Genomic DNA, 23,384 nt, shown 5'->3' with positions numbered 1-23,384 from the left:
GGGGGCAGGGCGGTACTGCCTGCTCCCTGCTCCGCCAGGAGGAAAAGCCTTGAAAGACCTACTGAATTTGCTGAAAAACCAGGGTCAAGTCGAAGAGTTCGACGCAATCCGTATCGGACTTGCATCGCCTGAGATGATCCGCTCTTGGTCGTTCGGTGAAGTTAAAAAGCCGGAAACCATCAACTACCGTACGTTCAAGCCTGAGCGTGACGGTCTGTTCTGCGCCAAGATCTTTGGCCCGGTAAAAGATTACGAGTGCCTGTGCGGTAAGTACAAGCGCCTGAAGCACCGTGGTGTCATCTGCGAAAAGTGCGGTGTTGAAGTAGCACTGGCCAAGGTTCGTCGCGAGCGCATGGCTCACATCGAGCTGGCTTCGCCTGTTGCCCACATCTGGTTCCTGAAATCGCTGCCGTCCCGTATCGGTTTGCTGATGGACATGACCCTGCGTGATATCGAACGTGTTCTCTACTTCGAGAGCTACGTCGTTATCGATCCAGGCATGACCACCCTTGAAAAAGGTCAGCTGCTGAACGACGAGCAGTACTTCGAAGCCCTCGAAGAGTTCGGTGACGACTTCGATGCCCGCATGGGTGCCGAGGCTGTTCGCGAGCTGCTGCACGCTATTGATCTGGAACACGAAATTGGCCGCCTGCGCGAAGAAATTCCGCAAACCAATTCCGAGACCAAAATCAAGAAGCTGTCCAAGCGTCTGAAATTGATGGAAGCCTTCCAGGGTTCCGGCAACCTTCCTGAGTGGATGGTGCTGACCGTTCTGCCGGTTCTGCCGCCAGATCTGCGTCCTCTGGTTCCGCTTGACGGTGGCCGTTTCGCGACGTCCGACCTCAACGATCTGTATCGTCGAGTGATCAACCGTAACAACCGTCTGAAGCGCCTGCTGGATCTGTCCGCTCCCGATATCATCGTGCGTAACGAAAAACGCATGCTGCAGGAAGCGGTCGATGCACTGCTCGACAACGGCCGTCGCGGTCGTGCGATCACTGGTTCGAACAAGCGTCCTCTGAAATCCCTGGCTGACATGATCAAGGGTAAGCAGGGTCGTTTCCGTCAGAACTTGCTCGGTAAGCGTGTTGACTACTCGGGTCGTTCGGTAATTACCGTAGGTCCGACCCTGCGTCTGCACCAATGCGGTCTGCCGAAGAAGATGGCTCTCGAGCTGTTCAAGCCGTTCATTTTCGGCAAGCTGGAAATGCGTGGCCTGGCTACGACCATCAAAGCTGCCAAGAAGATGGTCGAGCGCGAGCTGCCAGAGGTCTGGGACGTTCTTGCTGAAGTGATTCGCGAACACCCGGTGCTTCTGAACCGTGCGCCTACGCTTCACCGTCTGGGCATCCAGGCGTTTGAGCCGGTACTGATCGAAGGTAAAGCTATTCAGCTGCACCCGCTGGTCTGTGCTGCGTACAACGCCGACTTCGACGGTGACCAGATGGCCGTTCACGTGCCTCTGACGCTGGAAGCTCAGCTCGAAGCGCGCGCGCTGATGATGTCGACCAACAACATTCTGTCGCCAGCCAACGGTGAGCCAATCATCGTTCCTTCGCAGGACGTTGTACTGGGTCTGTACTACATGACTCGCGAAGCGATCAACGCCAAGGGCGAAGGTCGTGTATTTGCGGATCTGCAGGAAGTCGACCGCGTATTCCGCGCCGGCGAAGCGGCCCTGCACGCCAAGGTCAAGGTTCGTATCCACGAAACGGTCAACGACCGTGATGGTGGCAGCGTCAAGAACACCCGTATCGTCGACACCACTGTCGGCCGTGCGCTGCTGTTCCAGGTGGTTCCGGCCGGCCTGTCATACGACGTCGTCAACCAGCCGATGAAGAAGAAGGCGATCTCCAAGCTGATCAACCAGTGCTATCGCGTGGTTGGCCTGAAAGAGACCGTTATCTTCGCTGACCAGTTGATGTACACCGGTTTTGCCTACTCGACCATTTCGGGTGTTTCCATCGGCGTTAACGACTTCGTTATCCCTGATGAAAAAGCTCGCATCATCGACGCGGCCACCGAAGAAGTTAAAGAGATCGAAAGTCAGTACGCCTCCGGCCTGGTAACCCAGGGCGAGAAGTACAACAAGGTAATCGACCTTTGGTCCAAGGCGAACGACGAAGTCTCGAAAGCGATGATGTCGAACCTGTCCAAAGAGCGCGTTATCGACCGTCACGGCGTCGAAGTTGATCAGGAATCCTTCAACTCGATGTACATGATGGCTGACTCCGGGGCGCGTGGTTCTGCTGCCCAGATTCGTCAGTTGGCCGGTATGCGTGGTCTGATGGCCAAGCCTGACGGCTCCATCATCGAAACGCCGATCACTGCGAACTTCCGTGAAGGTTTGAGCGTACTTCAGTACTTCATCTCTACTCACGGTGCTCGTAAGGGTCTTGCGGATACCGCGTTGAAAACCGCTAACTCCGGTTATCTGACTCGTCGTCTGGTAGACGTCGCGCAGGATCTGGTGGTTACCGAGGTTGATTGCGGTACCGAGCACGGTCTGCTGATGACTCCGCACATTGAAGGCGGTGACGTTGTAGAGCCGCTGGGTGAGCGCGTACTGGGTCGAGTCATTGCCCGTGACGTGTTCAAGCCGGGTACAGAAGAGGTCATCGTGCCTGCTGGCACGCTGGTAGACGAGAAGTGGGTCGAGTTCATCGAGCTGAACAGCATCGACGAAGTCATCGTGCGTTCGCCAATCAGCTGTGAAACCCGCTACGGCATCTGCGCCAAGTGCTACGGTCGCGACCTGGCACGCGGTCACCAGGTCAACATCGGTGAAGCTGTCGGCGTAATCGCTGCACAGTCGATCGGTGAGCCGGGTACCCAGCTGACAATGCGTACGTTCCACATCGGTGGCGCGGCAAGCCGGACCTCGGCAGCCGACAGCGTTCAGGTGAAAAATGGCGGTACTGTCCGTCTGCACAACCTGAAGCACGTCGAGCGTGTTGACGGTCACCTGGTTGCGGTATCCCGCTCCGGTGAGCTGGCAATCGCAGATGACTTCGGTCGCGAGCGTGAGCGTTACAAGCTGCCATACGGTGCAGTGATTTCGGTGAAGGAAGGCGACAAGGTCGACGCTGGCTCTATCGTGGCCAAGTGGGATCCGCACACTCACCCAATCGTCACCGAGATGAAAGGTACTGTTACCTACGTAGGCATGGAAGAAGGCATCACGATCAAGCGTCAGACAGACGAATTGACCGGTATGACCAACATTGAAGTGCTCGACGCCAAAGACCGCCCGGCTGCCGGCAAGGACATCCGTCCTGCTGTGAAGATGGTCGGTCTGGATGGCAAGGATCTGCTGCTGCCAGGTACTGACGTACCGGCTCAGTACTTCCTGCCGGCCAACGCACTTGTTGGTGTTGCTGACGGTGCGCAGATCGCGATCGGTGATGTTATCGCTCGTATTCCGCAGGAAACTTCGAAGACTCGTGACATCACCGGTGGTCTGCCGCGTGTTGCTGACCTGTTCGAAGCGCGTCGTCCGAAAGAGGCGTCGATCCTTGCAGAAGTCAGCGGTACCATCGCATTCGGTAAAGAGACCAAAGGCAAGCGCCGTCTGGTCATTACCCCGAACGACGGTAGCGATCCGTACGAGGAGCTGATTCCGAAGTGGCGTCACCTGAACGTCTTCGAAGGCGAGCAAGTGAACCGCGGCGAAGTTATCTCCGACGGCCCGAGCGATCCACACGACATCCTGCGTCTGCTGGGTGTGAGTGCGCTGGCCAAGTACATCGTCAACGAGATTCAGGACGTATACCGTCTGCAAGGCGTGAAGATCAACGACAAGCACATCGAGACGATTCTGCGTCAGATGCTGCGTAAGGTTGAGATTGCCGAGTCTGGCGATTCCAGTTTCATCAAGGGCGACCAGATGGAATTGACTCACGTACTGGTAGAAAACGAGCGCTTGAGCACGGAAGACAAGTTTGTTTCCAAGTTCACTCGCGTGTTGCTGGGTATCACCAAGGCATCGCTGTCCACCGAGTCGTTCATCTCCGCTGCCTCCTTCCAGGAGACAACCCGCGTACTGACCGAAGCGGCTGTGACCGGCAAGCGCGATTACCTGCGCGGCCTGAAGGAAAACGTGGTTGTGGGTCGTCTGATCCCGGCCGGTACCGGTCTGGCTTATCACAGCGAGCGCAAGCGTCGTCGTGAAATGGACAAACCGACCCGTGTCAGCGCGAGCGAAGTAGAAGCAGCTCTGACGGAAGCGTTGAACTCCAGCGGTAATTGAGACCAGAGCCTCGGCATTTTTCACCTGGCAGACAGCACGTTTTCGTGTTGTTTGCCCGGTGAGGACGTCGGGGCTTTGTCTTGACTGGGGGCGGGATCCTCTTTAGACTCTTGTACCCCTAAATTTGGCGGGGCCTGTGCCCTGTCATTTGCTTTTCTTGTAAGACAATAGCGTCGCAAGACAACAGTGGAGCTAGTAGATGGCAACTATCAACCAGCTGGTACGTCAGCCGCGTAAGCGTATCGTCGAGAAATCCGACGTACCTGCGCTGCAGAACTGCCCGCAACGTCGCGGTGTGTGCACTCGTGTGTATACCACCACGCCGAAAAAACCTAACTCGGCATTGCGTAAAGTCTGCCGTGTGCGCCTGACCAACGGTTTCGAGGTTTCCTCGTACATCGGTGGTGAAGGTCACAACCTGCAAGAACACAGCGTGGTACTGATCCGTGGCGGTCGTGTAAAAGACTTGCCAGGTGTTCGTTATCACACCGTTCGTGGTTCTTTGGATACTTCCGGCGTTAAAGGTCGTAACCAGGGTCGCTCGAAATACGGTACCAAGAAGCCTAAGTAGTTTTTGGCTTCTGTTTGAAATTGCAGATTTCTATTTTTCTGAGTCGATAAGAGTAAGGTCGGGCGCATCCCTTGCAGGATGGTGGTCCCGAGCTAACCTGAAGACCGTTTGAGGGCTTATCCATGCCAAGAAGACGCGTAGCAGCCAAGCGCGAAGTGCTTGACGATCCAAAATACGGCAGCCAGATTCTGGCCAAGTTCATGAACCACGTAATGGAAAGCGGCAAGAAAGCCGTTGCCGAGCGTATCGTTTATGGCGCGCTGGAAAAGGTTAAAGAACGTAAGAACAGCGACCCCCTGGAAATCTTCGAGAAAGCTCTCGACGCCATCGCTCCGCTGGTCGAAGTAAAGTCGCGCCGTGTAGGCGGTGCTACTTACCAGGTTCCTGTCGAAGTTCGTCCGTCCCGTCGTAATGCTCTGGCAATGCGTTGGCTGGTAGACTTCGCGCGCAAGCGCGGTGAGAAGTCAATGGCACTGCGTTTGGCTGGCGAACTGCTGGACGCCGCCGAAGGTAAAGGTGCTGCGGTCAAGAAGCGTGAAGACGTGCACCGTATGGCTGAGGCCAACAAGGCTTTCTCGCACTACCGCTTCTAATTTCAGCGTCACTAATTTTGCGAGGGCTTTATGGCTCGTACTACTCCGATTGGCCGCTACCGTAACATTGGTATCGTCGCTCACGTGGATGCTGGTAAAACCACCACCACCGAGCGCGTCCTTTTTTACACCGGCAAAAGCCACAAAATGGGCGAGGTGCATGACGGCGCCGCGACCACGGACTGGATGGTTCAGGAGCAGGAGCGTGGTATTACCATTACTTCTGCTGCTATTACTGCCTTCTGGCAGGGTTCCGAGAAGCAACACAAAGATCAATACCGTTTCAACGTTATTGACACCCCGGGCCACGTTGACTTCACCATTGAAGTTGAGCGTTCCCTGCGTGTACTCGACGGCGCGGTCGTTGTGTTCTGTGGTACTTCTGGCGTAGAGCCGCAGTCCGAAACCGTATGGCGTCAAGCCAACAAGTACGGTGTTCCGCGTATCGTTTACGTGAACAAGATGGACCGTGCTGGTGCGAACTTTCTGCGCGTAATCGCTCAGATCAAGCAGCGTCTGGGTCACACCCCGGTGCCGATCCAGCTGGCCATTGGTGCCGAAGACAACTTCCAGGGTCAGATCGATCTGATGTCCATGGAAGCTGTTTACTGGAACGATGCCGACAAGGGTATGGTTCCACGTCGTGAGCCTATACCTGCTGAGCTGCAGGAACTGGCTGACGAGTGGCGCAGCAACATGGTCGAGGCTGCGGCCGAAGCCAGCGAAGAGCTGATGAACAAGTACCTTGAGGGTGAAGAACTCACCAACGAGGAAATCAAGGCTGCTCTGCGTCAGCGTACTATCGCTGGTGAGATCGTTCTTGCTGTTTGCGGTTCTTCCTTCAAGAACAAGGGTGTTCCCCTGGTTCTCGACGCCGTGATCGACTACCTGCCGGCTCCAATCGATATTCCAGCTATCAAGGGTTCCGATCCTGATAACGAAGAAATCCTGATGGAGCGTCATGCAGACGACAACGAGCCGTTCTCGGCTCTGGCGTTCAAGATCGCTACCGACCCATTCGTGGGTACCTTGACTTTCGTCCGCGTTTACTCGGGCGTGTTGGCATCCGGCGACGGCGTGATCAACTCGGTCAAGGGCAAGAAAGAGCGTGTGGGTCGTATGGTGCAGATGCACGCAAACGCCCGCGAAGAGATCAAGGAAGTGCGCGCTGGTGACATCGCGGCCTTGATCGGCATGAAGGACGTCACCACTGGTGAGACCTTGTGCAACGCTGACAAGCCAATCATCCTGGTTCGTATGGACTTCCCGGAGCCGGTTATTTCGGTTGCCGTTGAGCCTAAAACCAAGGATGACCAGGAAAAAATGGGTATCGCACTGGGCAAACTTGCTCAGGAAGACCCGTCTTTCCGCGTCAAGACTGATGAAGAGACTGGTCAAACGATCATCTCTGGCATGGGCGAGCTGCACCTGGACATCCTGGTTGACCGGATGCGCCGTGAGTTCAACGTCGAAGCCAACATCGGCAAGCCTCAGGTTTCCTATCGTGAGCGCATCACGAAGAACTGTGAAATCGAAGGCAAGTTCGTTCGTCAATCCGGCGGTCGTGGCCAGTTCGGTCACTGCTGGATCCGTTTTGCACCTGCTGACGAAGGTCAGGAAGGTCTGCAATTCGTAAACGAAGTGGTAGGTGGTGTTGTTCCCAAGGAATACATCCCGGCTATCCAGAAGGGTATCGAAGAGCAGATGAAGAACGGCGTTGTTGCCGGTTATCCGCTGATCGGCCTGAAGGCTACCGTGTTTGATGGTTCCTACCATGACGTCGACTCGAACGAGATGGCGTTTAAGGTGGCTGCTTCCATGGCGACCAAGCAACTGGCCCAGAAGGGCGGTGGTGAGCTGCTTGAGCCGATCATGGCGGTAGAGGTTGTTACGCCTGAAGACTATATGGGTGACGTGATGGGCGACCTTAACCGCCGTCGCGGCATGATTCTGGGTATGGAAGATACGGTTTCCGGCAAAGTAATTCGTGCCGAGGTTCCGTTGGGTGAGATGTTCGGTTATGCGACCGACGTTCGCTCCATGTCTCAGGGTCGCGCAAGCTACTCTATGGAATTCAAAAAATACAATACAGCTCCGTCGCACATCGTCGAAACTGTAACCAAAAAACAAGGCTGATTCAGCGCCTTTAGGCTAGGAGTTATTTGTCGTGGCTAAAGAAAAATTTGATCGTTCCCTCCCGCACGTCAACGTTGGCACCATTGGTCACGTTGACCACGGTAAAACCACGCTGACCGCTGCTCTGACTCGCGTCTGCTCCGAAGTTTTCGGTTCGGCTGCTGTTGAATTCGACAAGATCGACAGCGCACCGGAAGAAAAAGCTCGTGGTATTACCATCAATACCGCGCACGTCGAATACAAATCGTTGATCCGTCACTACGCTCACGTTGACTGCCCAGGTCACGCTGACTACGTGAAGAACATGATCACTGGTGCTGCCCAGATGGACGGCGCGATTCTGGTTTGTTCGGCCGCTGATGGTCCGATGCCACAAACCCGTGAGCACATCCTGCTGTCCCGTCAGGTTGGCGTTCCGTACATCGTGGTCTTCCTGAACAAGGCTGACCTGGTAGACGACGCTGAGCTGCTGGAACTGGTTGAGATGGAAGTGCGCGATCTGCTGAGCACTTACGACTTCCCAGGCGACGACACTCCGATCATCATCGGTTCTGCTCGTATGGCTCTGGAAGGTAAAGACGACAACGAAATGGGCACCACTGCCGTTCGTAAACTGGTTGAAACACTGGACTCGTACATTCCAGAACCAGTTCGTGTTACCGACAAGCCGTTCCTGATGCCAATCGAAGACGTGTTCTCGATCTCCGGTCGCGGTACTGTTGTGACTGGTCGTATTGAGCGCGGTATCGTCAAGGTTCAGGATCCACTGGAAATCGTTGGTCTGCGTGACACTACCGTCACCACCTGCACCGGTGTTGAAATGTTCCGCAAACTGCTCGACGAAGGTCGTGCTGGCGAGAACTGCGGCGTGCTGCTGCGCGGCACCAAGCGTGACGACGTTGAGCGTGGCCAGGTTCTGGTCAAGCCAGGCAGCGTCAAGCCGCACACTCAGTTCGAAGCTGAAATCTACGTTCTGAGCAAGGAAGAAGGCGGTCGTCACACTCCGTTCTTCAAAGGCTACCGTCCACAGTTCTACTTCCGTACTACCGACGTAACTGGTAGCTGCGAACTGCCGGAAGGCGTAGAAATGGTTATGCCAGGTGATAACGTTAAAGTTTCCGTTACCCTGATCAAGCCAATCGCAATGGAAGATGGTCTGCGTTTCGCAATCCGTGAAGGCGGTCGTACCGTCGGCGCTGGCGTCGTAGCCAAAATCATCGCTTAAGCGTTGAGTCCCAAAAAGAGCCCCCGCACTGCGGGGGCTTTTTTATTGGGTTGACACCTTGTTAGGTCGTCTATAGAATTGCGCCTCCTTTTAACGGGCGTATTGCGCTCGGTGGGAACAGCAATCTGGAGTCTGAATCCAATGCAAAACCAGCAAATCCGTATCAGGTTGAAGGCTTTTGACCATCGCCTGATCGACCAATCAACCCAGGAAATCGTGGAAACCGCGAAACGTACTGGTGCACAGGTGCGTGGTCCGATTCCACTGCCGACTCGTAAAGAGCGGTTCACCGTTCTGGTTTCTCCGCACGTCAACAAAGACGCGCGCGACCAGTATGAGATCCGTACTCACAAGCGTGTTCTGGACATTGTCCAGCCAACGGAAAAAACCGTTGATGCGCTTATGAAGCTTGATCTTGCGGCCGGTGTGGAAGTTCAGATCAGCCTCGGCTAAGACTTGGGTCTTAGTCGTGTAACGCTCTGAAATGGGCGGCCATAGCGGGTGAAAGCCCCGTACACTCATGAGGTTTACAACATGACTATTGGTGTAGTCGGTCGTAAATGCGGTATGACCCGTATTTTCACCGAAGAAGGTGTCTCCATTCCGGTCACGGTCATTGAGATCGAGCCGAATCGCGTCACTCAGTTCAAAACCGAAGAAACCGATGGCTATCGTGCAGTGCAAGTCACTGTCGGCGAGCGTCGCGCTTCGCGTGTCACAGCCGCTCAGGCTGGCCACTTCGCTAAGGCGAACGTTGCCGCCGGTCGTACCGTCATGGAATTCCGTCTTGAAGAAGGCGACTACCAGGCTGGCGATCAGATCAACGCTGAAATCTTCGCCGCTGGTCAACTGGTTGATGTAACCGGTCAGTCCAAGGGTAAAGGCTTCCAGGGTACGATCAAGCGTTGGAATTTCCGTGGTCAAGACAATACCCACGGTAACTCCGTCTCCCACCGCGTCCCAGGCTCTATCGGCCAGTGCCAGACTCCTGGTCGTGTATTCAAGGGCAAAAAAATGTCCGGTCATATGGGCGCTGAGCGCGTGACCGTGCAGTCCCTGGAAGTAGTGCGCGTGGACGCTGAACGCAATCTGTTGTTGGTCAAGGGTGCTGTTCCTGGCGCTACTGGCGGCAACCTGGTTGTACGTCCGGCAGCCAAGGCTCGCGGTTAAGGGGAAGCTGACATGCAATTAAATGTAAATGACGCTCAGGCAATCGAAGTTTCCGAACTGACATTTGGCGGCGAATTCAACGAGACGCTGGTTCACCAGGCAGTCGTGGCCTACATGGCTGGCGGTCGTCAGGGTAGCAAGCAGCAAAAGACCCGTTCCGACGTTCGTGGTGGCGGTAAGCGCCCTTGGCGTCAGAAAGGTACTGGCCGTGCTCGTGCCGGTACTATCCGTAGCCCAATCTGGCGTGGCGGCGGTACCACTTTCGCAGCTCGTCCTCAGGATCACACTCAGAAGCTCAACAAGAAGATGTATCGCGCTGCTCTGCGCTCCATCCTTGCTGAACTGGTTCGTACTGATCGTTTGGTCGTGGTTCAGGACTTCGCTGTTGAAGCACCGAAAACCAAAGATTTGCTGAACAAGCTGACTGGCATGGGCCTGACTGACGTCCTGATCGTGTCTGACGCTGTTGACCAGAATCTGTACCTGGCTGCTCGTAACCTGCCGCACGTTGATGTACGTGACGTTCAAGGTTCCGATCCAGTTAGTCTGATCGCATACGACAAAGTGTTGATCACTGTGTCGGCCGTGAAGAAATTCGAGGAGCTGCTGGGATGAACCAGGAACGCGTATTTAAAGTTCTGCTTGGCCCGCACGTTTCCGAGAAGGCTACGGTTCTTGCAGACAAAAAAGGTCAGTTCGTTTTCAAGGTTGCTACTGACGCAACCAAGCTGGAAATCAAGAAGGCCGTCGAAAGCCTGTTCAGCGTGAAAGTAGAGCGTGTTACTACCCTGAATGTTCTGGGTAAGAGCAAGCGCACTGCTCGCGGTCTGGGCAAGCGTAATGACTGGAAGAAGGCAGTTATCTCCCTTCAGCCAGGCCAAGATCTCGATTTCAGCAGCAGTGCTGAGTAAGGAAGGGGTGCATCATGGCAATCGTTAAATGCAAACCGACTTCCCCTGGCCGCCGTTTTGTGGTCAAGGTGGTCAACCAGGAGCTGCATAAAGGCGCTCCTCACGCACCGCTGCTCGAGAAAAAATCGAAGTCTGGTGGTCGTAACAACAATGGTCGTATTACTACCCGTCATATCGGTGGTGGCCATAAACAGCATTATCGTCTGGTCGACTTCCGTCGCAACGACAAGGATGGCATCGCTGCCACCGTCGAGCGTATCGAATACGATCCAAACCGTACTGCTCACATTGCTCTGCTGCTTTACGCAGACGGCGAGCGCCGCTACATCATTGCCCCTAAAGGCGTGAGTGCTGGCGACCAGCTGATTGCAGGTGCTCTGGCACCAATCAAGCCGGGCAACGCTCTTCAACTGCGCAACATTCCAGTTGGTAGCACCGTACACGGCATCGAACTGAAGCCAGGTAAAGGCGCACAGATCGCTCGTTCCGCTGGTGCCTCGGCACAGCTGATCGCTCGTGAAGGTGTGTACGTGACCCTGCGTCTTCGCTCCGGTGAAATGCGTAAAGTACTGTCTGAGTGCCGTGCAACGCTGGGCGAAGTCTCGAACTCCGAGCACAGCCTACGTTCGCTGGGTAAAGCGGGTGCCAAACGCTGGCGTGGCGTTCGCCCAACCGTTCGTGGTGTTGCCATGAACCCGGTTGACCACCCACATGGTGGTGGTGAAGGTCGTACCTCTGGTGGTCGTCATCCGGTATCGCCGTGGGGCTTCCCGACTAAGGGCGCGAAGACTCGTGGTAATAAGCGTACCGACAAAATGATCGTCCGTCGTCGCAAGTAAATAGAGGGATACGACAGTGCCACGTTCTCTGAAAAAAGGTCCTTTTATTGATCTTCACCTACTGAAGAAGATCGAAGTGGCGGCGGAAAAGAACGATCGCAAACCAGTTAAGACCTGGTCGCGTCGTTCGATGATCCTGCCACAAATGGTCGGTTTGACCATTGCAGTGCATAACGGTCGCCAGCATGTTCCAGTTCTCGTGAACGAAGACATGGTCGGCCATAAACTAGGCGAGTTTGCCGGTACCCGCACATATCGTGGGCACGTGGCAGACAAGAAAGCCAAGCGTTAAGGGGTAAGGAACGATGGAAGTAGCCGCTAAGTTGTCGGGCGCTCGAATCTCCGCCCAGAAAGCCCGCTTGGTCGCCGACCAGATCCGCGGGAAGAAGGTGGGCGAAGCGCTCAACCTGTTGGCTTTCAGCAGTAAGAAAGCCGCCGAGATCCTGAAGAAAGTGCTGGAGTCGGCTGTAGCCAACGCCGAGCATAACGAAGGCGCAGACGTTGATGACCTCAAGGTCTCCACCGTTTTCGTCAACGAAGGGCGTTCGCTGAAGCGCATCATGCCACGTGCTAAAGGCCGTGCTGATCGCATCGTCAAGCGGTCTTGCCATATCACTGTCAAGGTTGCTGACAAGTAACGGAGTCGAAGAGATGGGTCAGAAAGTACATCCCATTGGCATTCGCCTGGGAATCGTCAAGGAGCACACCTCCGTCTGGTACGCAGACGGTCGGACTTATGCGGACTATTTGTTCGCTGATCTGAAAGTGCGTGAGTACCTCCAAGACAAATTAAAAAGCGCGTCCGTCAGCCGTATCGATATCCATCGTCCGGCTCAGACAGCACGTATCACCATCCACACCGCTCGTCCAGGTATCGTTATCGGGAAGAAAGGTGAAGATGTTGAGAAACTGCGTCAGGACCTGACCAAGCAAATGGGTGTGCCTGTGCACATCAATATCGAAGAGATCCGTAAGCCGGAGCTCGACGGTATGCTGGTTGCGCAGAGCGTAGCTCAGCAGCTGGAGCGTCGCGTAATGTTCCGTCGCGCTATGAAGCGCGCTGTTCAGAACGCCATGCGCATTGGTGCCAAAGGCATCAAAATCCAAGTGAGCGGTCGTCTCGGCGGTGCTGAAATCGCACGTACTGAATGGTATCGCGAAGGTCGTGTGCCACTGCACACCCTGCGTGCCGACATCGACTATGCCAACTACGAAGCTCACACCACTTACGGTGTGATCGGTGTAAAGGTTTGGATCTTCAAAGGCGAAGTAATTGGTGGTCGCCAAGAAGAACTGAAACCACAAGCACCAGCGCCTCGTAAAAAAGCTGCTAAGTAAGGGGTACGCCAAATGTTGCAACCAAAGCGTACGAAGTTCCGCAAGCAGATGACCGGCCACAACCGTGGTCTGGCACTGCGCGGTAGCAAAGTCAGCTTCGGCGAGTTCGCGCTGAAGTCTGTTGCTCGTGGTCGTCTCACCGCTCGTCAGATCGAGTCAGCGCGTCGTGCTCTGACCCGTCACGTTAAACGTGGCGGCAAGATCTGGATCCGTGTGTTCCCGGACAAGCCTGTAACCAAAAAGCCACTCGAAGTTCGGATGGGTAAAGGTAAGGGTAACGTGGAGTACTGGGTTGCCCAGATTCAGCCAGGCAAAGTCCTGTATGAAATCGAGGGTGTTACTGAAGAGCTGGCGCGTGAGGCTTTCGCCCTGGCTGCTGCAAAGCTGCCGCTCGCCACCTCCTTTGTTAAGCGGACGGTGATGTGATGAAAGCGAATGAACTTCGTGAAAAATCAGCACAGCAGCTGAACGAGCAACTGCTCGGCCTGCTGCGCGACCAGTTCAATCTGCGTATGCAGAAAGCAACTGGCCAGTTGGGGCAGTCTCATCTGCTCTCGCAAGTTAAGCGTGACATCGCTCGCGTGAAAACTGTGCTCAACCAGCAGGCAGGTAAGTAATCATGGCTGAAGCCGAAAAAACTGTCCGTACGCTGACTGGCCGTGTTGTCAGCGACAAGATGGACAAGACCATCACCGTTCTGATCGAGCGTCGCGTAAAGCACCCGATCTACGGTAAATACGTTAAGCGTTCGACTAAGCTGCACGCACACGACGAAACCAATCAATGCCATATCGGCGACAAGGTCACTATTCGTGAAACTCGTCCGGTAGCCAAGACCAAGTCTTGGGCGTTGGTTGATATCCTCGAACGCGCTGTGGAAGTCTAAGGGCTAGGGGTCGGAGAAATTATATGATTCAGACTCAATCCATGCTCGATGTGGCCGATAACAGCGGCGCACGCCGCGTTATGTGCATCAAGGTGCTGGGTGGCTCCCATCGTCGTTACGCTGGTATCGGTGACATCATCAAAGTAACCGTCAAGGAAGCAATTCCTCGCGGCAAGGTGAAGAAAGGCCAGGTGATGACTGCAGTTGTAGTCCGCACTCGCCACGGTGTTCGTCGTGCAGACGGCTCCATCATCCGCTTCGATGGCAACGCTGCTGTTCTGTTGAACAACAAGCAAGAGCCGATCGGTACCCGTATCTTTGGGCCAGTGACCCGTGAACTTCGTACTGAGAAGTTCATGAAGATCGTCTCGCTCGCCCCAGAAGTGCTCTAAGGAGATCCGACATGCAAAAGATTCGTCGTGACGACGAGATCATCGTGATCGCCGGCAAAGACAAAGGTAAGCGCGGTAAGGTGCTCAAGGTTCTCGCTGACGACCGTTTGGTCGTTGGTGGGATCAACCTGGTAAAGCGTCATACCAAGCCAAACCCGATGTCGGGCGTACAGGGCGGTATCGTCGAGAAAGAAGCGCCAATGCACGCTTCTAACGTCGCCATTTTCAACGGCGCAACCAACAAGGCTGACCGCGTTGGTTTCAAAGTTGAAGACGGCAAGAAAATTCGTGTCTTCAAGTCGACCCAAAAAGCGGTTGATGCTTGAACACTGCTAGGTAGAAGACCATGGCACGACTAAAAGAGATTTACCGGAAGGAAATCGCTCCGAAACTTAAGGAAGAACTTAAGCTTTCGAACGTGATGGAAGTTCCGCGCGTTACCAAAATCACCCTGAACATGGGTCTGGGCGAAGCGATCGGCGACAAAAAAGTCATCGAGCACGCTGTTGCTGACCTGGAAAAGATCACCGGTCAAAAAGTCGTTGTGACTTACGCTCGGAAATCCATCGCTGGCTTTAAAGTCCGTGAAGGTTGGCCGATCGGCGTCAAAGTGACTCTGCGCCGCGATCGTATGTACGAATTCCTGGATCGTCTGCTGTCGATCTCCCTGCCTCGGGTTCGCGACTTCCGCGGCCTGAATGCCAAGTCCTTCGATGGTCGTGGTAACTACAGCATGGGCGTAAAAGAGCAGATCATCTTCCCGGAAATCGACTACGACAAGATCGATGCTCTCCGCGGTCTGGACATTACCCTGACCACCACTGCCAAGAACGATGATGAAGGTCGCGCATTGCTGCGTGCTTTCAAATTCCCGTTCCGCAACTGATTGGAGTAGGAAAATGGCCAAGAAGAGCATGAAAAACCGTGAGCTGAAGCGTCAGCTCACCGTTGCCAAGTACGCCAAGAAGCGTGCAGAGCTGAAAGCAATCATCGTTGATCTGAACGCAAGTCCAGAAGCACGTTGGGAAGCTACCGTAGCCCTGCAGAAGCAACCACGTGACGCAAGCGCTGCGCGCATGCGTAACCGTTGCCGCATCACTGGTCGTCCACACGGCGTTTACCGCAAGTTCGGCCTTGGCCGTAACAAGCTGCGTGAAGCAGCTATGCGTGGCGACGTTCCAGGTCTGGTCAAAGCCAGCTGGTAAGGCGACACCTCTCGCGCCTTCCCGCCGGCTACGCAAGTCACCGGTCGGGATGGCGCCTGAATTTGAATCAAGCCCCTTTTGGGGCTTGATTCATTTCCGGCGTAGGACTAGAATTGCCGGCTCGCCTGAGCCCGTGTTTTTACTTGCCCGGAAGTTCTCGGCGATCAAGCTGTAGCCGCAAGGCTAATTATTTTGTTTTAGGAGCGTCTAGCCCATGAGTATGCAGGACCCGTTAGCGGACATGCTAACTCGTATCCGTAATGCCCAGATGGCTGAAAAGCCCGTCGTAAGCATGCCATCTTCCACGTTGAAGGTTGCTGTAGCAAAAGTCCTGAAGGACGAAGGCTACATTGCGGGTTATCAGATCAGCAGCGAAGTTAAATCCTCGCTGTCCATCGAGCTTAAGTACTTCGAAGGCCGTCCGGTCATCGAAGAGGTTAAGCGCGTCAGCCGCCCAGGCTTGCGTCAGTACAAGTCCTCCGATGATCTGCCGAAAGTTCGTGGCGGTCTTGGTGTGTCTATCGTCTCCACCAGTAAAGGTGTGATGACGGATCGTGCTGCGCGCGCTGCCGGTGTCGGTGGCGAAGTGCTTTGCACTGTGTTCTAAGGGGGGATAAGCATGTCACGCGTCGCTAAGAACCCCGTTAAGCTGCCATCCGGCGTCGAAGTCAAACTCGTCGGCCAGCTGCTTTCGGTGAAGGGTGCCAAGGGCACTCTAGAACTGAACATCCATTCGTCCGTTGAGATTGTTGAAGAAGCTGGTGAGCTGCGTTTCGCTGCTCGCAATGGCGATCAACAAACCCGCGCAATGGCAGGCACCACTCGTGCACTGGTAAACAACATGGTCCAAGGCGTAAGCCAAGGCTTCGAGCGCAAGCTCCAGCTGGTCGGTGTTGGTTACAAGGCGCAAGCAAAAGGCACGGTACTCAACCTTGCACTTGGCTTCTCGCACCCAGTGGATTACGAATTGCCGAATGGCATCACCGCTGAGACCCCCAGCCAGACCGATATCCTGATTCGCGGTATCGATAAGCAGTTGGTTGGTCAAGTGGCCGCTGAGATCCGCGACTTCCGCCGTCCTGAGCCTTACAAAGGCAAAGGTGTGCGTTACGCAGACGAAGTCGTCCGCCGTAAAGAAGCCAAGAAGAAGTAGGGCATAGCAAATGACCGTCAAAAAAGTTACCCGACTGCGTCGCGCTCGCAAAGCACGCCTGAAAATGCACGAGCTAGAAGTCGTGCGTCTCTGCGTGCACCGCTCTTCGCAGCACATTTATGCCCAGGTCATCTCGGCCGACGGCAGCAAAGTCCTGGCAAGCGCCTCGACTTTGGACAAAGAACTGCGTGATGGCGCCACTGGCAACATCGACGCGGCCACTAAGGTTGGCAAGCTGGTCGCCGAGCGCGCGAAAGCCGCGGGTGTATCGCAAGTCGCTTTCGACCGTTCTGGCTTCAAGTACCACGGCCGTGTCAAAGCGCTGGCTGATGCTGCTCGTGAAGGCGGGCTGGAGTTCTAAGTTATGTCAAATCACGACCAAAAACGCGACGAAGGCTACATCGAGAAGCTGGTTCAAGTTAACCGCGTGGCCAAAACCGTAAAAGGCGGCCGTATCTTCACTTTCACTGCGTTGACCGTAGTGGGTGATGGTAAAGGGCGCGTTGGCTTCGGCCGTGGCAAGTCACGTGAAGTGCCTGCTGCGATCCAGAAAGCGATGGAAGCTGCTCGCCGCAACATGATTCAGGTTGATCTGAACGGCACTACCCTGCAGTACGCAATGAAGTCTGCTCATGGCGCCTCCAAGGTGTACATGCAGCCTGCTTCTGAAGGTACCGGTATCATCGCTGGCGGCGCAATGCGCGCAGTGCTGGAAGTTGCTGGTGTCCAGAACGTATTGGCCAAGTGCTACGGTTCTACTAATCCGGTAAACGTGGTTCACGCTACGTTCAAGGGTTTGAAGGGCATGCAGTCTCCTGAGTCGATCGCTGCCAAACGTGGCAAGCGTGTTGAGGAGATCATCTGATCATGGCTACCGTTAAAGTAACGCTGATCAAAAGCATGACCGGCCGCATCCCTAATCACAGATTGTGCATTAAGGGTTTGGGTCTGCGTCGCATCGGTCACACTGTAGAAGTCCTGGATACTCCCGAAAATCGCGGGATGATCAACAAGGCTTACTACATGCTGCGAGTCGAGGGTTAATCGATGAAACTCAATGATCTGAGTCCAGCGCCGGGTTCCCGTCGCGAAAAGCATCGTCCGGGCCGTGGTATCGGTAGTGGTTTGGGCAAGACCGGTGGCCGTGGCCACAAAGGTCAAAGCTCCCGCTCCGGTGGCACTATTGCTCCGGGCTTTGAGGGCGGCCAACAGCCGCTGCATCGTCGCCTGCCAAAATTCGGTTTCGTTTCCCTGAAGGCCATGGACCGCGCAGAAGTGCGTCTCTCCGAGCTGGCTAAAGTGGAAGGCGACATCGTAACTGTGCAGTCCCTGAAAGATGCCAACGTGATTAACCAGAACGTTCAGCGTGTGAAAATCATGCTGTCGGGCGAAGTTACTCGCGCTGTCACTATCAAGGGTATCGCCGCCACCAAAGGTGCGCGTGCGGCTATCGAAGCAGCTGGCGGCAAGTTCGAGGAATAAATGGCTAAGCAAGGTGCTCTCTCAGCGCTCGGCAAAGGCGGTATGTCTGAACTCTGGGCTCGTCTGCGTTTTCTGTTCCTGGCGATTATCGTCTACCGAATAGGCGCACACATCCCGGTTCCAGGTATCAACCCGGACCGACTCGCAGAACTGTTTCGACAGAATGAGGGGACCATTCTTAGCTTGTTCAACATGTTTTCCGGCGGCGCGCTGGAACGGATGAGCATCTTTGCACTGGGGATCATGCCGTACATTTCGGCATCGATCATCATGCAGCTGATGACCGCCGTCAGTCCGCAGCTGGAGCAGTTGAAGAAGGAAGGTGAAGCTGGCCGTCGCAAGATAAGCCAGTACACCCGCTATGGCACCGTTGTCCTGGCTCTGGTCCAAGCTATCGGCATGTCCGTTGGTCTGGCGAGTCAGGGCGTCGCGTTTTCTGGGGACCTGGGTTTCCACTTTGTGGCCGTAACTACCTTCGTGGCAGGTGCGATGTTCATGATGTGGCTGGGCGAGCAGATCACCGAACGCGGTGTCGGCAACGGTATCTCGATGTTGATTTTCGCAGGTATCGTCGCCGGTCTTCCGAGAGCAATAGGGCAGTCTTTCGAGTCTGCACGTCAGGGTGATATCAATATCTTCGCTCTGGTTGCAATCGGTTTGCTGGCGGTAGCGATCATCGGTTTTGTGGTGTTCATTGAGCGTGGTCAGCGTCGTATCGCTGTTCACTACGCCAAGCGTCAGCAGGGCCGCAAGGTCTTCGCTGCGCAGACCAGCCACTTGCCGCTGAAAGTGAACATGGCTGGTGTCATACCGGCCATTTTCGCGAGCAGCATTTTGCTGTTCCCGGCTTCGTTGGGGTCCTGGTTCGGTCAGTCTGAAGGTCTGGGCTGGTTGCAGGACATCTCGCAGTCGATCGCTCCTGGTCAGCCGTTGAATATTCTGCTGTTTAGTGCAGGGATTATTTTCTTCTGCTTCTTCTATACGGCGTTGATGTTCAATCCGAAAGACGTAGCGGAAAACCTGAAGAAGTCCGGTGCCTTTATTCCGGGTATTCGTCCAGGCGAGCAGTCGGCACGCTATATTGATGGCGTTTTGACTCGCTTGACCATGTTCGGTGCTCTATATATGACGGCCGTGTGTCTGCTTCCCCAGTTCCTGGTGGTCGCGGCAAACGTACCGTTCTACCTTGGCGGGACCTCGTTGCTGATCGTGGTCGTGGTTGTGATGGACTTTATGTCGCAAGTGCAATCTCACCTCGTTTCGCACCAGTATGAATCCCTGATGAAGAAAGCCAACCTGAAGGGCTACGGTGGCAGCGGCGGTATGCTGCGCTGAAGCACCCCTAAGGTTCGAGGAGTTGGTGATGAAAGTTCGTGCATCGGTGAAAAAGCTGTGCCGTAACTGCAAGATTATCCGCCGCGAAGGTGTGGTTCGAGTAATTTGCAGCGCGGAACCACGTCATAAGCAGCGCCAAGGCTGATTGTGATTTGTGCTTAAGCCCAGCAGCTAGTGCGCTGCTGGGTTGATTATTTGTTACTACAGCGATATTATCTCGCGCCCTATTTCTTGGCTTCCGGGGCGTAGGTAGCTGTCAATTGGAGTCCCACTGAATGGCCCGTATTGCAGGCGTTAACATTCCAGATAACAAGCATACTGTTATCTCGTTGACCTACATCTATGGTGTTGGTCGCACCACCGCACAGAAAATTTGTGCAACCACCGGCGTAAACCCGGCGGTGAAAATCAAAGATCTGAGCGACGAGCAGATTGAACAGCTGCGTGGCGAAGTGGCGAAGTTCACCACTGAAGGTGACCTGCGTCGCGAAATCAACATGAAAATCAAGCGCTTGATGGACCTGGGCTGCTACCGCGGTCTGCGTCATCGTCGTGGTCTTCCAGTGCGCGGTCAGCGTACCAAGACCAACGCGCGTACTCGCAAAGGTCCGCGTAAGCCGATCCGCAAGTAATCGCACCAGCGCAACGACAGGAATTTAGTCATGGCAAAACCTGCTGCTCGTCCTCGTAAAAAAGTTAAAAAGACAGTGGTTGATGGCATCGCCCACATCCACGCGTCGTTTAACAACACAATCGTCACCATTACCGATCGTCAAGGTAACGCTCTTTCGTGGGCTACCTCCGGCGGTTCGGGTTTCCGTGGTTCGCGCAAGTCCACCCCGTTCGCTGCTCAAGTAGCTGCTGAACGTGCTGGCCAAGCTGCGCTGGAGTACGGTCTGAAGAACCTCGACGTCAATGTCAAGGGTCCAGGCCCAGGTCGTGAATCCGCTGTCCGTGCATTGAACGGCTGTGGCTATAAGATCGCCAGCATCACCGACGTGACGCCAATCCCGCACAACGGGTGCCGTCCGCCGAAGAAGCGCCGCGTGTAATCCAGGAGACTGTAAGAAATGGCTCGTTACATTGGTCCAAAATGCAAACTTGCTCGTCGTGAAGGCACCGATCTCTTTCTGAAGAGCGGCGTTCGCGCTATCGAATCCAAGTGCAACATCGAAGCAGCTCCAGGTATCCACGGCCAACGTCGTGGTCGCCAGTCCGATTACGGTACTCAGCTGCGTGAAAAGCAAAAAGTCCGTCGTATCTACGGCGTTCTCGAGCGTCAGTTCAGCGGCTACTACAAAGAAGCCGCCGGCAAGAAAGGTGCAACAGGCGAGAACCTGCTGCAACTGCTCGAATGCCGTCTGGACAACGTTGTATACCGCATGGGCTTCGGCTCGACGCGTGCCGAATCTCGTCAATTGGTTTCGCACAAGTCGGTCAGCGTAAACGGCAAAACCGTTAACGTTCCTTCTTATCAGGTTCGTGCTGGCGACGTTGTTGCTATCCGCGAAAAAGCTAAGAATCAGCTGCGTATTGTCCAGGCTCTCGATCTGTGTGCCCAACGTGGCCGCGTAGAATGGGTAGAAGTAGACACTGAGAAGAAATCGGGCGTTTTCAAGAACGTTCCAGCTCGCAGTGATCTATCCGCCGACATCAACGAAAGCCTGATTGTCGAGCTCTACTCCAAGTAAGGGCTAGAAAATAGGTGCATCCATGCAGATTTCGGTAAATGAGTTCCTGACACCCCGCCACATTGATGTGCAGGTTGTCAGTCCAACCCGCGCCAAAATCACTCTCGAGCCTCTCGAGCGTGGTTTCGGCCATACCCTGGGCAACGCGCTTCGCCGCATTTTGTTGTCCTCCATGCCCGGCTGTGCAGTAGTCGAGGCCGAGATTGACGGTGTACTCCATGAGTACAGCGCCATCGAAGGTGTACAGGAAGACGTCATTGAAATCCTGTTGAACCTTAAAGGTCTGGCTATCAAGCTGCACGGTCGAGACGAAGTTACGCTGACCTTGTCGAAGAAGGGTTCGGGGGTGGTTACCGCTGCCGATATTCAGCTGGATCATGATGTCGAGATCGTTAACCCCGATCACGTAATCGCTAACCTGGCGTCTAACGGCGTCTTGAACATGAAGCTCACCGTAGCTCGTGGTCGTGGTTATGAGCCGGCAGACTCGCGTCAAAGCGATGAAGACGAAAGCCGCAGCATTGGTCGCTTGCAGCTTGACTCTTCGTTCAGCCCGGTTCGCCGTATCGCATACGTGGTGGAAAACGCCCGTGTCGAACAGCGTACTAACCTGGACAAGCTGGTTATTGATCTGGAAACCAACGGTACTCTGGACCCTGAAGAGGCTATCCGTCGCGCTGCAACCATCCTGCAACAGCAGTTGGCTGCGTTCGTGGACCTCAAAGGCGACAGCGAACCAGTGGTAATCGAACAGGAAGACGAGATCGATCCGATCCTGCTTCGTCCGTTTGACGATTTGGAACTGACCGTGCGTTCGGCCAACTGCCTTAAGGCGGAGAACATCTACTACATCGGCGATCTGATTCAGCGCACCGAAGTAGAGCTGTTGAAGACTCCGAACCTGGGCAAGAAATCCTTGACCGAGATCAAGGACGTTCTGGCTTCTCGTGGTCTCTCCCTCGGCATGCGCCTCGACAACTGGCCGCCGGCAAGTCTTAAGAAGGACGACAAGGCTACGGCCTGATCGTCGTAATCACCGAACGCGAGTTTGGTAAGGAATGAACCATGCGTCATCGTAAAAGTGGACGTCACCTGAGCCGTACCAGCTCTCACCGCAAAGCCATGTTTCAAAACATGGCGGTGTCGCTGTTCGAGCACGAGCTGATCAAAACTACCCTGCCGAAAGCCAAGGAACTGCGCCGCGTTGCCGAGCCGCTGATCACCCTGGCCAAGGAAGACAGCGTTGCTAACCGTCGTCTCGCTTTCGACCGTACTCGTTCGAAAGAAATCGTCGGCAAGCTGTTCAACGATCTGGGCAAGCGCTATGCAACCCGTCAGGGCGGCTATCTGCGCATCCTCAAGTGCGGTTTCCGCGCTGGCGACAACGCGCCAATGGCGTACGTCGAGTTGGTTGATCGTCCTATCGGTGGCTCTGTAGAAGCTGCTGAATAAGACATCAGTTTGAACATGAAACCGGGCCTAGTGCCCGGTTTTTTGTTGCACGCGATTCAGGCAGGCTAAACCAGGGTGCTAATCAGCATACGTTGAATTGTCGGGCTGACTCGAAGTGAGAAACAGAACCGCCCTCATTTGGACGGTTTTTCGCTTCTTAACGGCGTAATTTCGCCACTTTTCGTCGGTTTATTGCGTTTTTCTCAGTGACCTCGCGCGGCGCTTGGTTCAAACTATCGGCTTTGAAGCAGGAGTCTGGTGCGATGCAAGGCCACCCCGAAGTAATCGATTATCTCAACACGTTGCTCACGGGCGAACTGGCAGCTCGTGACCAATATTTCGTTCACTCACGCATGTACGAAGACTGGGGCTTTTCGAAGCTCTACGAGCGTATCAATCATGAGATGGAGGAAGAGGCGCAACACGCTGATGCGCTGATGCGTCGTATCCTTATGCTCGAAGGCACGCCGCGCATGCGCCCGGACGACCTCGACGTCGGCACCACAGTGCCTGAGATGCTCGCCAGCGATCTGCGTCTCGAATACAAGGTACGTGCTGCTCTTTGCAAGGGTATCGAGCTCTGTGAGCTGCACAGCGACTACGTGACCCGTGAAATCCTGCGCGTACAGTTGGCTGATACGGAAGAAGACCATACCTACTGGCTCGAACAGCAGATGGGGCTGATCAAGTCCATCGGTCTGCAGAACTACCTGCAATCGCAGTTCTGATTCAGCCGCTCATAAAAAAGCTCCTGCA

General features: G+C 54.9%; 34 protein-coding genes. All 34 read left to right on the top strand.

Features of this window, described 5'->3' with window-relative positions; all coding sequences use genetic code 11:
- The first annotated feature begins 49 nt into the window (after nucleotides 1–49).
- Nucleotides 50–4,249, top strand: coding sequence for a DNA-directed RNA polymerase subunit beta' (gene rpoC, locus V476_RS07920; RefSeq protein WP_003391781.1), 4,200 nt, complete (start codon nucleotides 50–52; stop codon nucleotides 4,247–4,249).
- A gap of 199 nt (nucleotides 4,250–4,448) precedes the next feature.
- Entirely contained in the window at nucleotides 4,449–4,820 is a 372-nt protein-coding gene (gene rpsL, locus V476_RS07915) for a 30S ribosomal protein S12 (protein ID WP_002555494.1), read from the top strand.
- A 122-nt stretch (nucleotides 4,821–4,942) separates the two neighbouring features.
- A complete protein-coding gene (gene rpsG / locus V476_RS07910; protein ID WP_002555493.1) occupies nucleotides 4,943–5,413 on the top strand; it encodes a 30S ribosomal protein S7 in 471 nt (156 codons plus the stop codon).
- A 30-nt stretch (nucleotides 5,414–5,443) separates the two neighbouring features.
- Nucleotides 5,444–7,549: an elongation factor G gene (gene fusA / locus V476_RS07905; RefSeq protein WP_003317109.1), complete on the top strand. Its 2,106-nt coding sequence runs from the start codon at nucleotides 5,444–5,446 to the stop codon at nucleotides 7,547–7,549.
- Nucleotides 7,550–7,580: 31 nt separating this feature from the next.
- Nucleotides 7,581–8,774: an elongation factor Tu gene (gene tuf / locus V476_RS07900; RefSeq protein WP_003344210.1), complete on the top strand. Its 1,194-nt coding sequence runs from the start codon at nucleotides 7,581–7,583 to the stop codon at nucleotides 8,772–8,774.
- A gap of 141 nt (nucleotides 8,775–8,915) precedes the next feature.
- Nucleotides 8,916–9,227 carry a 30S ribosomal protein S10 gene (gene rpsJ, locus V476_RS07895; protein WP_002555491.1) on the top strand — a complete coding sequence of 104 codons (312 nt, stop codon included), beginning with the start codon at nucleotides 8,916–8,918 and terminating at the stop codon, nucleotides 9,225–9,227.
- An 81-nt stretch (nucleotides 9,228–9,308) separates the two neighbouring features.
- The gene (gene rplC / locus V476_RS07890; RefSeq protein WP_002555490.1) at nucleotides 9,309–9,944 is read left to right on the top strand and encodes a 50S ribosomal protein L3; all 636 of its coding nucleotides are present in this window, start codon (nucleotides 9,309–9,311) and stop codon (nucleotides 9,942–9,944) included.
- Nucleotides 9,945–9,956: 12 nt separating this feature from the next.
- Nucleotides 9,957–10,559, top strand: coding sequence for a 50S ribosomal protein L4 (rplD, locus tag V476_RS07885; RefSeq protein ID WP_002555489.1), 603 nt, complete (start codon nucleotides 9,957–9,959; stop codon nucleotides 10,557–10,559).
- Complete coding sequence (gene rplW / locus V476_RS07880; protein WP_002555488.1) at nucleotides 10,556–10,855, top strand: 50S ribosomal protein L23; 300 nt, start codon at nucleotides 10,556–10,558, stop codon at nucleotides 10,853–10,855. Before rplD ends, rplW begins: the two co-directional genes overlap by 4 nt.
- A 14-nt stretch (nucleotides 10,856–10,869) precedes the next feature.
- Entirely contained in the window at nucleotides 10,870–11,694 is an 825-nt protein-coding gene (gene rplB, locus V476_RS07875; RefSeq protein ID WP_003317104.1) for a 50S ribosomal protein L2, read from the top strand.
- 16 nt (nucleotides 11,695–11,710) lie between these two features.
- Entirely contained in the window at nucleotides 11,711–11,986 is a 276-nt protein-coding gene (rpsS, locus tag V476_RS07870) for a 30S ribosomal protein S19 (RefSeq protein WP_002555486.1), read from the top strand.
- A gap of 13 nt (nucleotides 11,987–11,999) precedes the next feature.
- Nucleotides 12,000–12,332: a 50S ribosomal protein L22 gene (gene rplV, locus V476_RS07865; RefSeq protein ID WP_002555485.1), complete on the top strand. Its 333-nt coding sequence runs from the start codon at nucleotides 12,000–12,002 to the stop codon at nucleotides 12,330–12,332.
- A gap of 13 nt (nucleotides 12,333–12,345) precedes the next feature.
- Nucleotides 12,346–13,032 carry a 30S ribosomal protein S3 gene (gene rpsC / locus V476_RS07860; RefSeq protein WP_003176422.1) on the top strand — a complete coding sequence of 229 codons (687 nt, stop codon included), beginning with the start codon at nucleotides 12,346–12,348 and terminating at the stop codon, nucleotides 13,030–13,032.
- A 12-nt stretch (nucleotides 13,033–13,044) separates the two neighbouring features.
- A complete protein-coding gene (gene rplP / locus V476_RS07855) occupies nucleotides 13,045–13,458 on the top strand; it encodes a 50S ribosomal protein L16 (RefSeq protein ID WP_002555482.1) in 414 nt (137 codons plus the stop codon).
- A complete protein-coding gene (gene rpmC / locus V476_RS07850; RefSeq protein WP_002555481.1) occupies nucleotides 13,458–13,649 on the top strand; it encodes a 50S ribosomal protein L29 in 192 nt (63 codons plus the stop codon). The genes rplP and rpmC overlap by 1 nt, the downstream gene beginning before the upstream one ends.
- Before the next feature lie 2 nt (nucleotides 13,650–13,651).
- A complete protein-coding gene (rpsQ, locus tag V476_RS07845; RefSeq protein WP_002555480.1) occupies nucleotides 13,652–13,918 on the top strand; it encodes a 30S ribosomal protein S17 in 267 nt (88 codons plus the stop codon).
- A gap of 23 nt (nucleotides 13,919–13,941) precedes the next feature.
- A complete protein-coding gene (gene rplN, locus V476_RS07840) occupies nucleotides 13,942–14,310 on the top strand; it encodes a 50S ribosomal protein L14 (RefSeq protein ID WP_002555479.1) in 369 nt (122 codons plus the stop codon).
- 11 nt (nucleotides 14,311–14,321) lie between these two features.
- Nucleotides 14,322–14,636, top strand: a complete 315-nt coding sequence (rplX, locus tag V476_RS07835; protein WP_003317102.1) for a 50S ribosomal protein L24 — start codon at nucleotides 14,322–14,324, stop codon at nucleotides 14,634–14,636.
- Between the two features lie 20 nt (nucleotides 14,637–14,656).
- The gene (rplE, locus tag V476_RS07830) at nucleotides 14,657–15,196 is read left to right on the top strand and encodes a 50S ribosomal protein L5 (RefSeq protein WP_002555477.1); all 540 of its coding nucleotides are present in this window, start codon (nucleotides 14,657–14,659) and stop codon (nucleotides 15,194–15,196) included.
- A 13-nt stretch (nucleotides 15,197–15,209) separates the two neighbouring features.
- Nucleotides 15,210–15,515, top strand: a complete 306-nt coding sequence (gene rpsN, locus V476_RS07825) for a 30S ribosomal protein S14 (RefSeq protein ID WP_002555476.1) — start codon at nucleotides 15,210–15,212, stop codon at nucleotides 15,513–15,515.
- A gap of 214 nt (nucleotides 15,516–15,729) precedes the next feature.
- The gene (gene rpsH, locus V476_RS07820; protein ID WP_002555475.1) at nucleotides 15,730–16,122 is read left to right on the top strand and encodes a 30S ribosomal protein S8; all 393 of its coding nucleotides are present in this window, start codon (nucleotides 15,730–15,732) and stop codon (nucleotides 16,120–16,122) included.
- Between the two features lie 12 nt (nucleotides 16,123–16,134).
- Nucleotides 16,135–16,668: a 50S ribosomal protein L6 gene (gene rplF / locus V476_RS07815; protein ID WP_002555474.1), complete on the top strand. Its 534-nt coding sequence runs from the start codon at nucleotides 16,135–16,137 to the stop codon at nucleotides 16,666–16,668.
- 10 nt (nucleotides 16,669–16,678) lie between these two features.
- Nucleotides 16,679–17,029, top strand: a complete 351-nt coding sequence (rplR, locus tag V476_RS07810; RefSeq protein ID WP_002555473.1) for a 50S ribosomal protein L18 — start codon at nucleotides 16,679–16,681, stop codon at nucleotides 17,027–17,029.
- A 3-nt stretch (nucleotides 17,030–17,032) separates the two neighbouring features.
- Complete coding sequence (gene rpsE / locus V476_RS07805; protein ID WP_003317099.1) at nucleotides 17,033–17,533, top strand: 30S ribosomal protein S5; 501 nt, start codon at nucleotides 17,033–17,035, stop codon at nucleotides 17,531–17,533.
- A 2-nt stretch (nucleotides 17,534–17,535) separates the two neighbouring features.
- A complete protein-coding gene (gene rpmD / locus V476_RS07800; RefSeq protein WP_002555471.1) occupies nucleotides 17,536–17,712 on the top strand; it encodes a 50S ribosomal protein L30 in 177 nt (58 codons plus the stop codon).
- A 3-nt stretch (nucleotides 17,713–17,715) separates the two neighbouring features.
- Nucleotides 17,716–18,150 (top strand): 50S ribosomal protein L15, encoded by a 435-nt coding sequence (gene rplO, locus V476_RS07795; protein ID WP_002555470.1) that lies wholly within the window; start codon nucleotides 17,716–17,718, stop codon nucleotides 18,148–18,150.
- Nucleotides 18,151–19,485, top strand: a complete 1,335-nt coding sequence (gene secY, locus V476_RS07790; RefSeq protein ID WP_002555469.1) for a preprotein translocase subunit SecY — start codon at nucleotides 18,151–18,153, stop codon at nucleotides 19,483–19,485.
- A gap of 28 nt (nucleotides 19,486–19,513) precedes the next feature.
- Nucleotides 19,514–19,630, top strand: coding sequence for a 50S ribosomal protein L36 (rpmJ, locus tag V476_RS26825; protein WP_002555468.1), 117 nt, complete (start codon nucleotides 19,514–19,516; stop codon nucleotides 19,628–19,630).
- A 130-nt stretch (nucleotides 19,631–19,760) separates the two neighbouring features.
- Nucleotides 19,761–20,117 (top strand): 30S ribosomal protein S13, encoded by a 357-nt coding sequence (gene rpsM, locus V476_RS07785; RefSeq protein WP_002555467.1) that lies wholly within the window; start codon nucleotides 19,761–19,763, stop codon nucleotides 20,115–20,117.
- A 30-nt stretch (nucleotides 20,118–20,147) separates the two neighbouring features.
- Nucleotides 20,148–20,537, top strand: coding sequence for a 30S ribosomal protein S11 (gene rpsK / locus V476_RS07780; protein ID WP_002555466.1), 390 nt, complete (start codon nucleotides 20,148–20,150; stop codon nucleotides 20,535–20,537).
- Nucleotides 20,538–20,555: 18 nt separating this feature from the next.
- A complete protein-coding gene (gene rpsD / locus V476_RS07775; protein WP_002555465.1) occupies nucleotides 20,556–21,176 on the top strand; it encodes a 30S ribosomal protein S4 in 621 nt (206 codons plus the stop codon).
- A gap of 22 nt (nucleotides 21,177–21,198) precedes the next feature.
- Nucleotides 21,199–22,200 (top strand): DNA-directed RNA polymerase subunit alpha, encoded by a 1,002-nt coding sequence (locus tag V476_RS07770; protein ID WP_024961318.1) that lies wholly within the window; start codon nucleotides 21,199–21,201, stop codon nucleotides 22,198–22,200.
- Nucleotides 22,201–22,241: 41 nt separating this feature from the next.
- Complete coding sequence (gene rplQ / locus V476_RS07765; RefSeq protein WP_003317096.1) at nucleotides 22,242–22,628, top strand: 50S ribosomal protein L17; 387 nt, start codon at nucleotides 22,242–22,244, stop codon at nucleotides 22,626–22,628.
- 263 nt (nucleotides 22,629–22,891) lie between these two features.
- Nucleotides 22,892–23,356 (top strand): bacterioferritin, encoded by a 465-nt coding sequence (gene bfr / locus V476_RS07760; RefSeq protein ID WP_003317095.1) that lies wholly within the window; start codon nucleotides 22,892–22,894, stop codon nucleotides 23,354–23,356.
- The last annotated feature ends 28 nt before the right edge of the window (nucleotides 23,357–23,384 follow it).

This window comes from Pseudomonas syringae KCTC 12500, from assembly GCF_000507185.2.
GTDB lineage: Bacteria > Pseudomonadota > Gammaproteobacteria > Pseudomonadales > Pseudomonadaceae > Aquipseudomonas > Aquipseudomonas syringae.
This window is presented reverse-complemented; position numbering and strand designations above follow the sequence as displayed.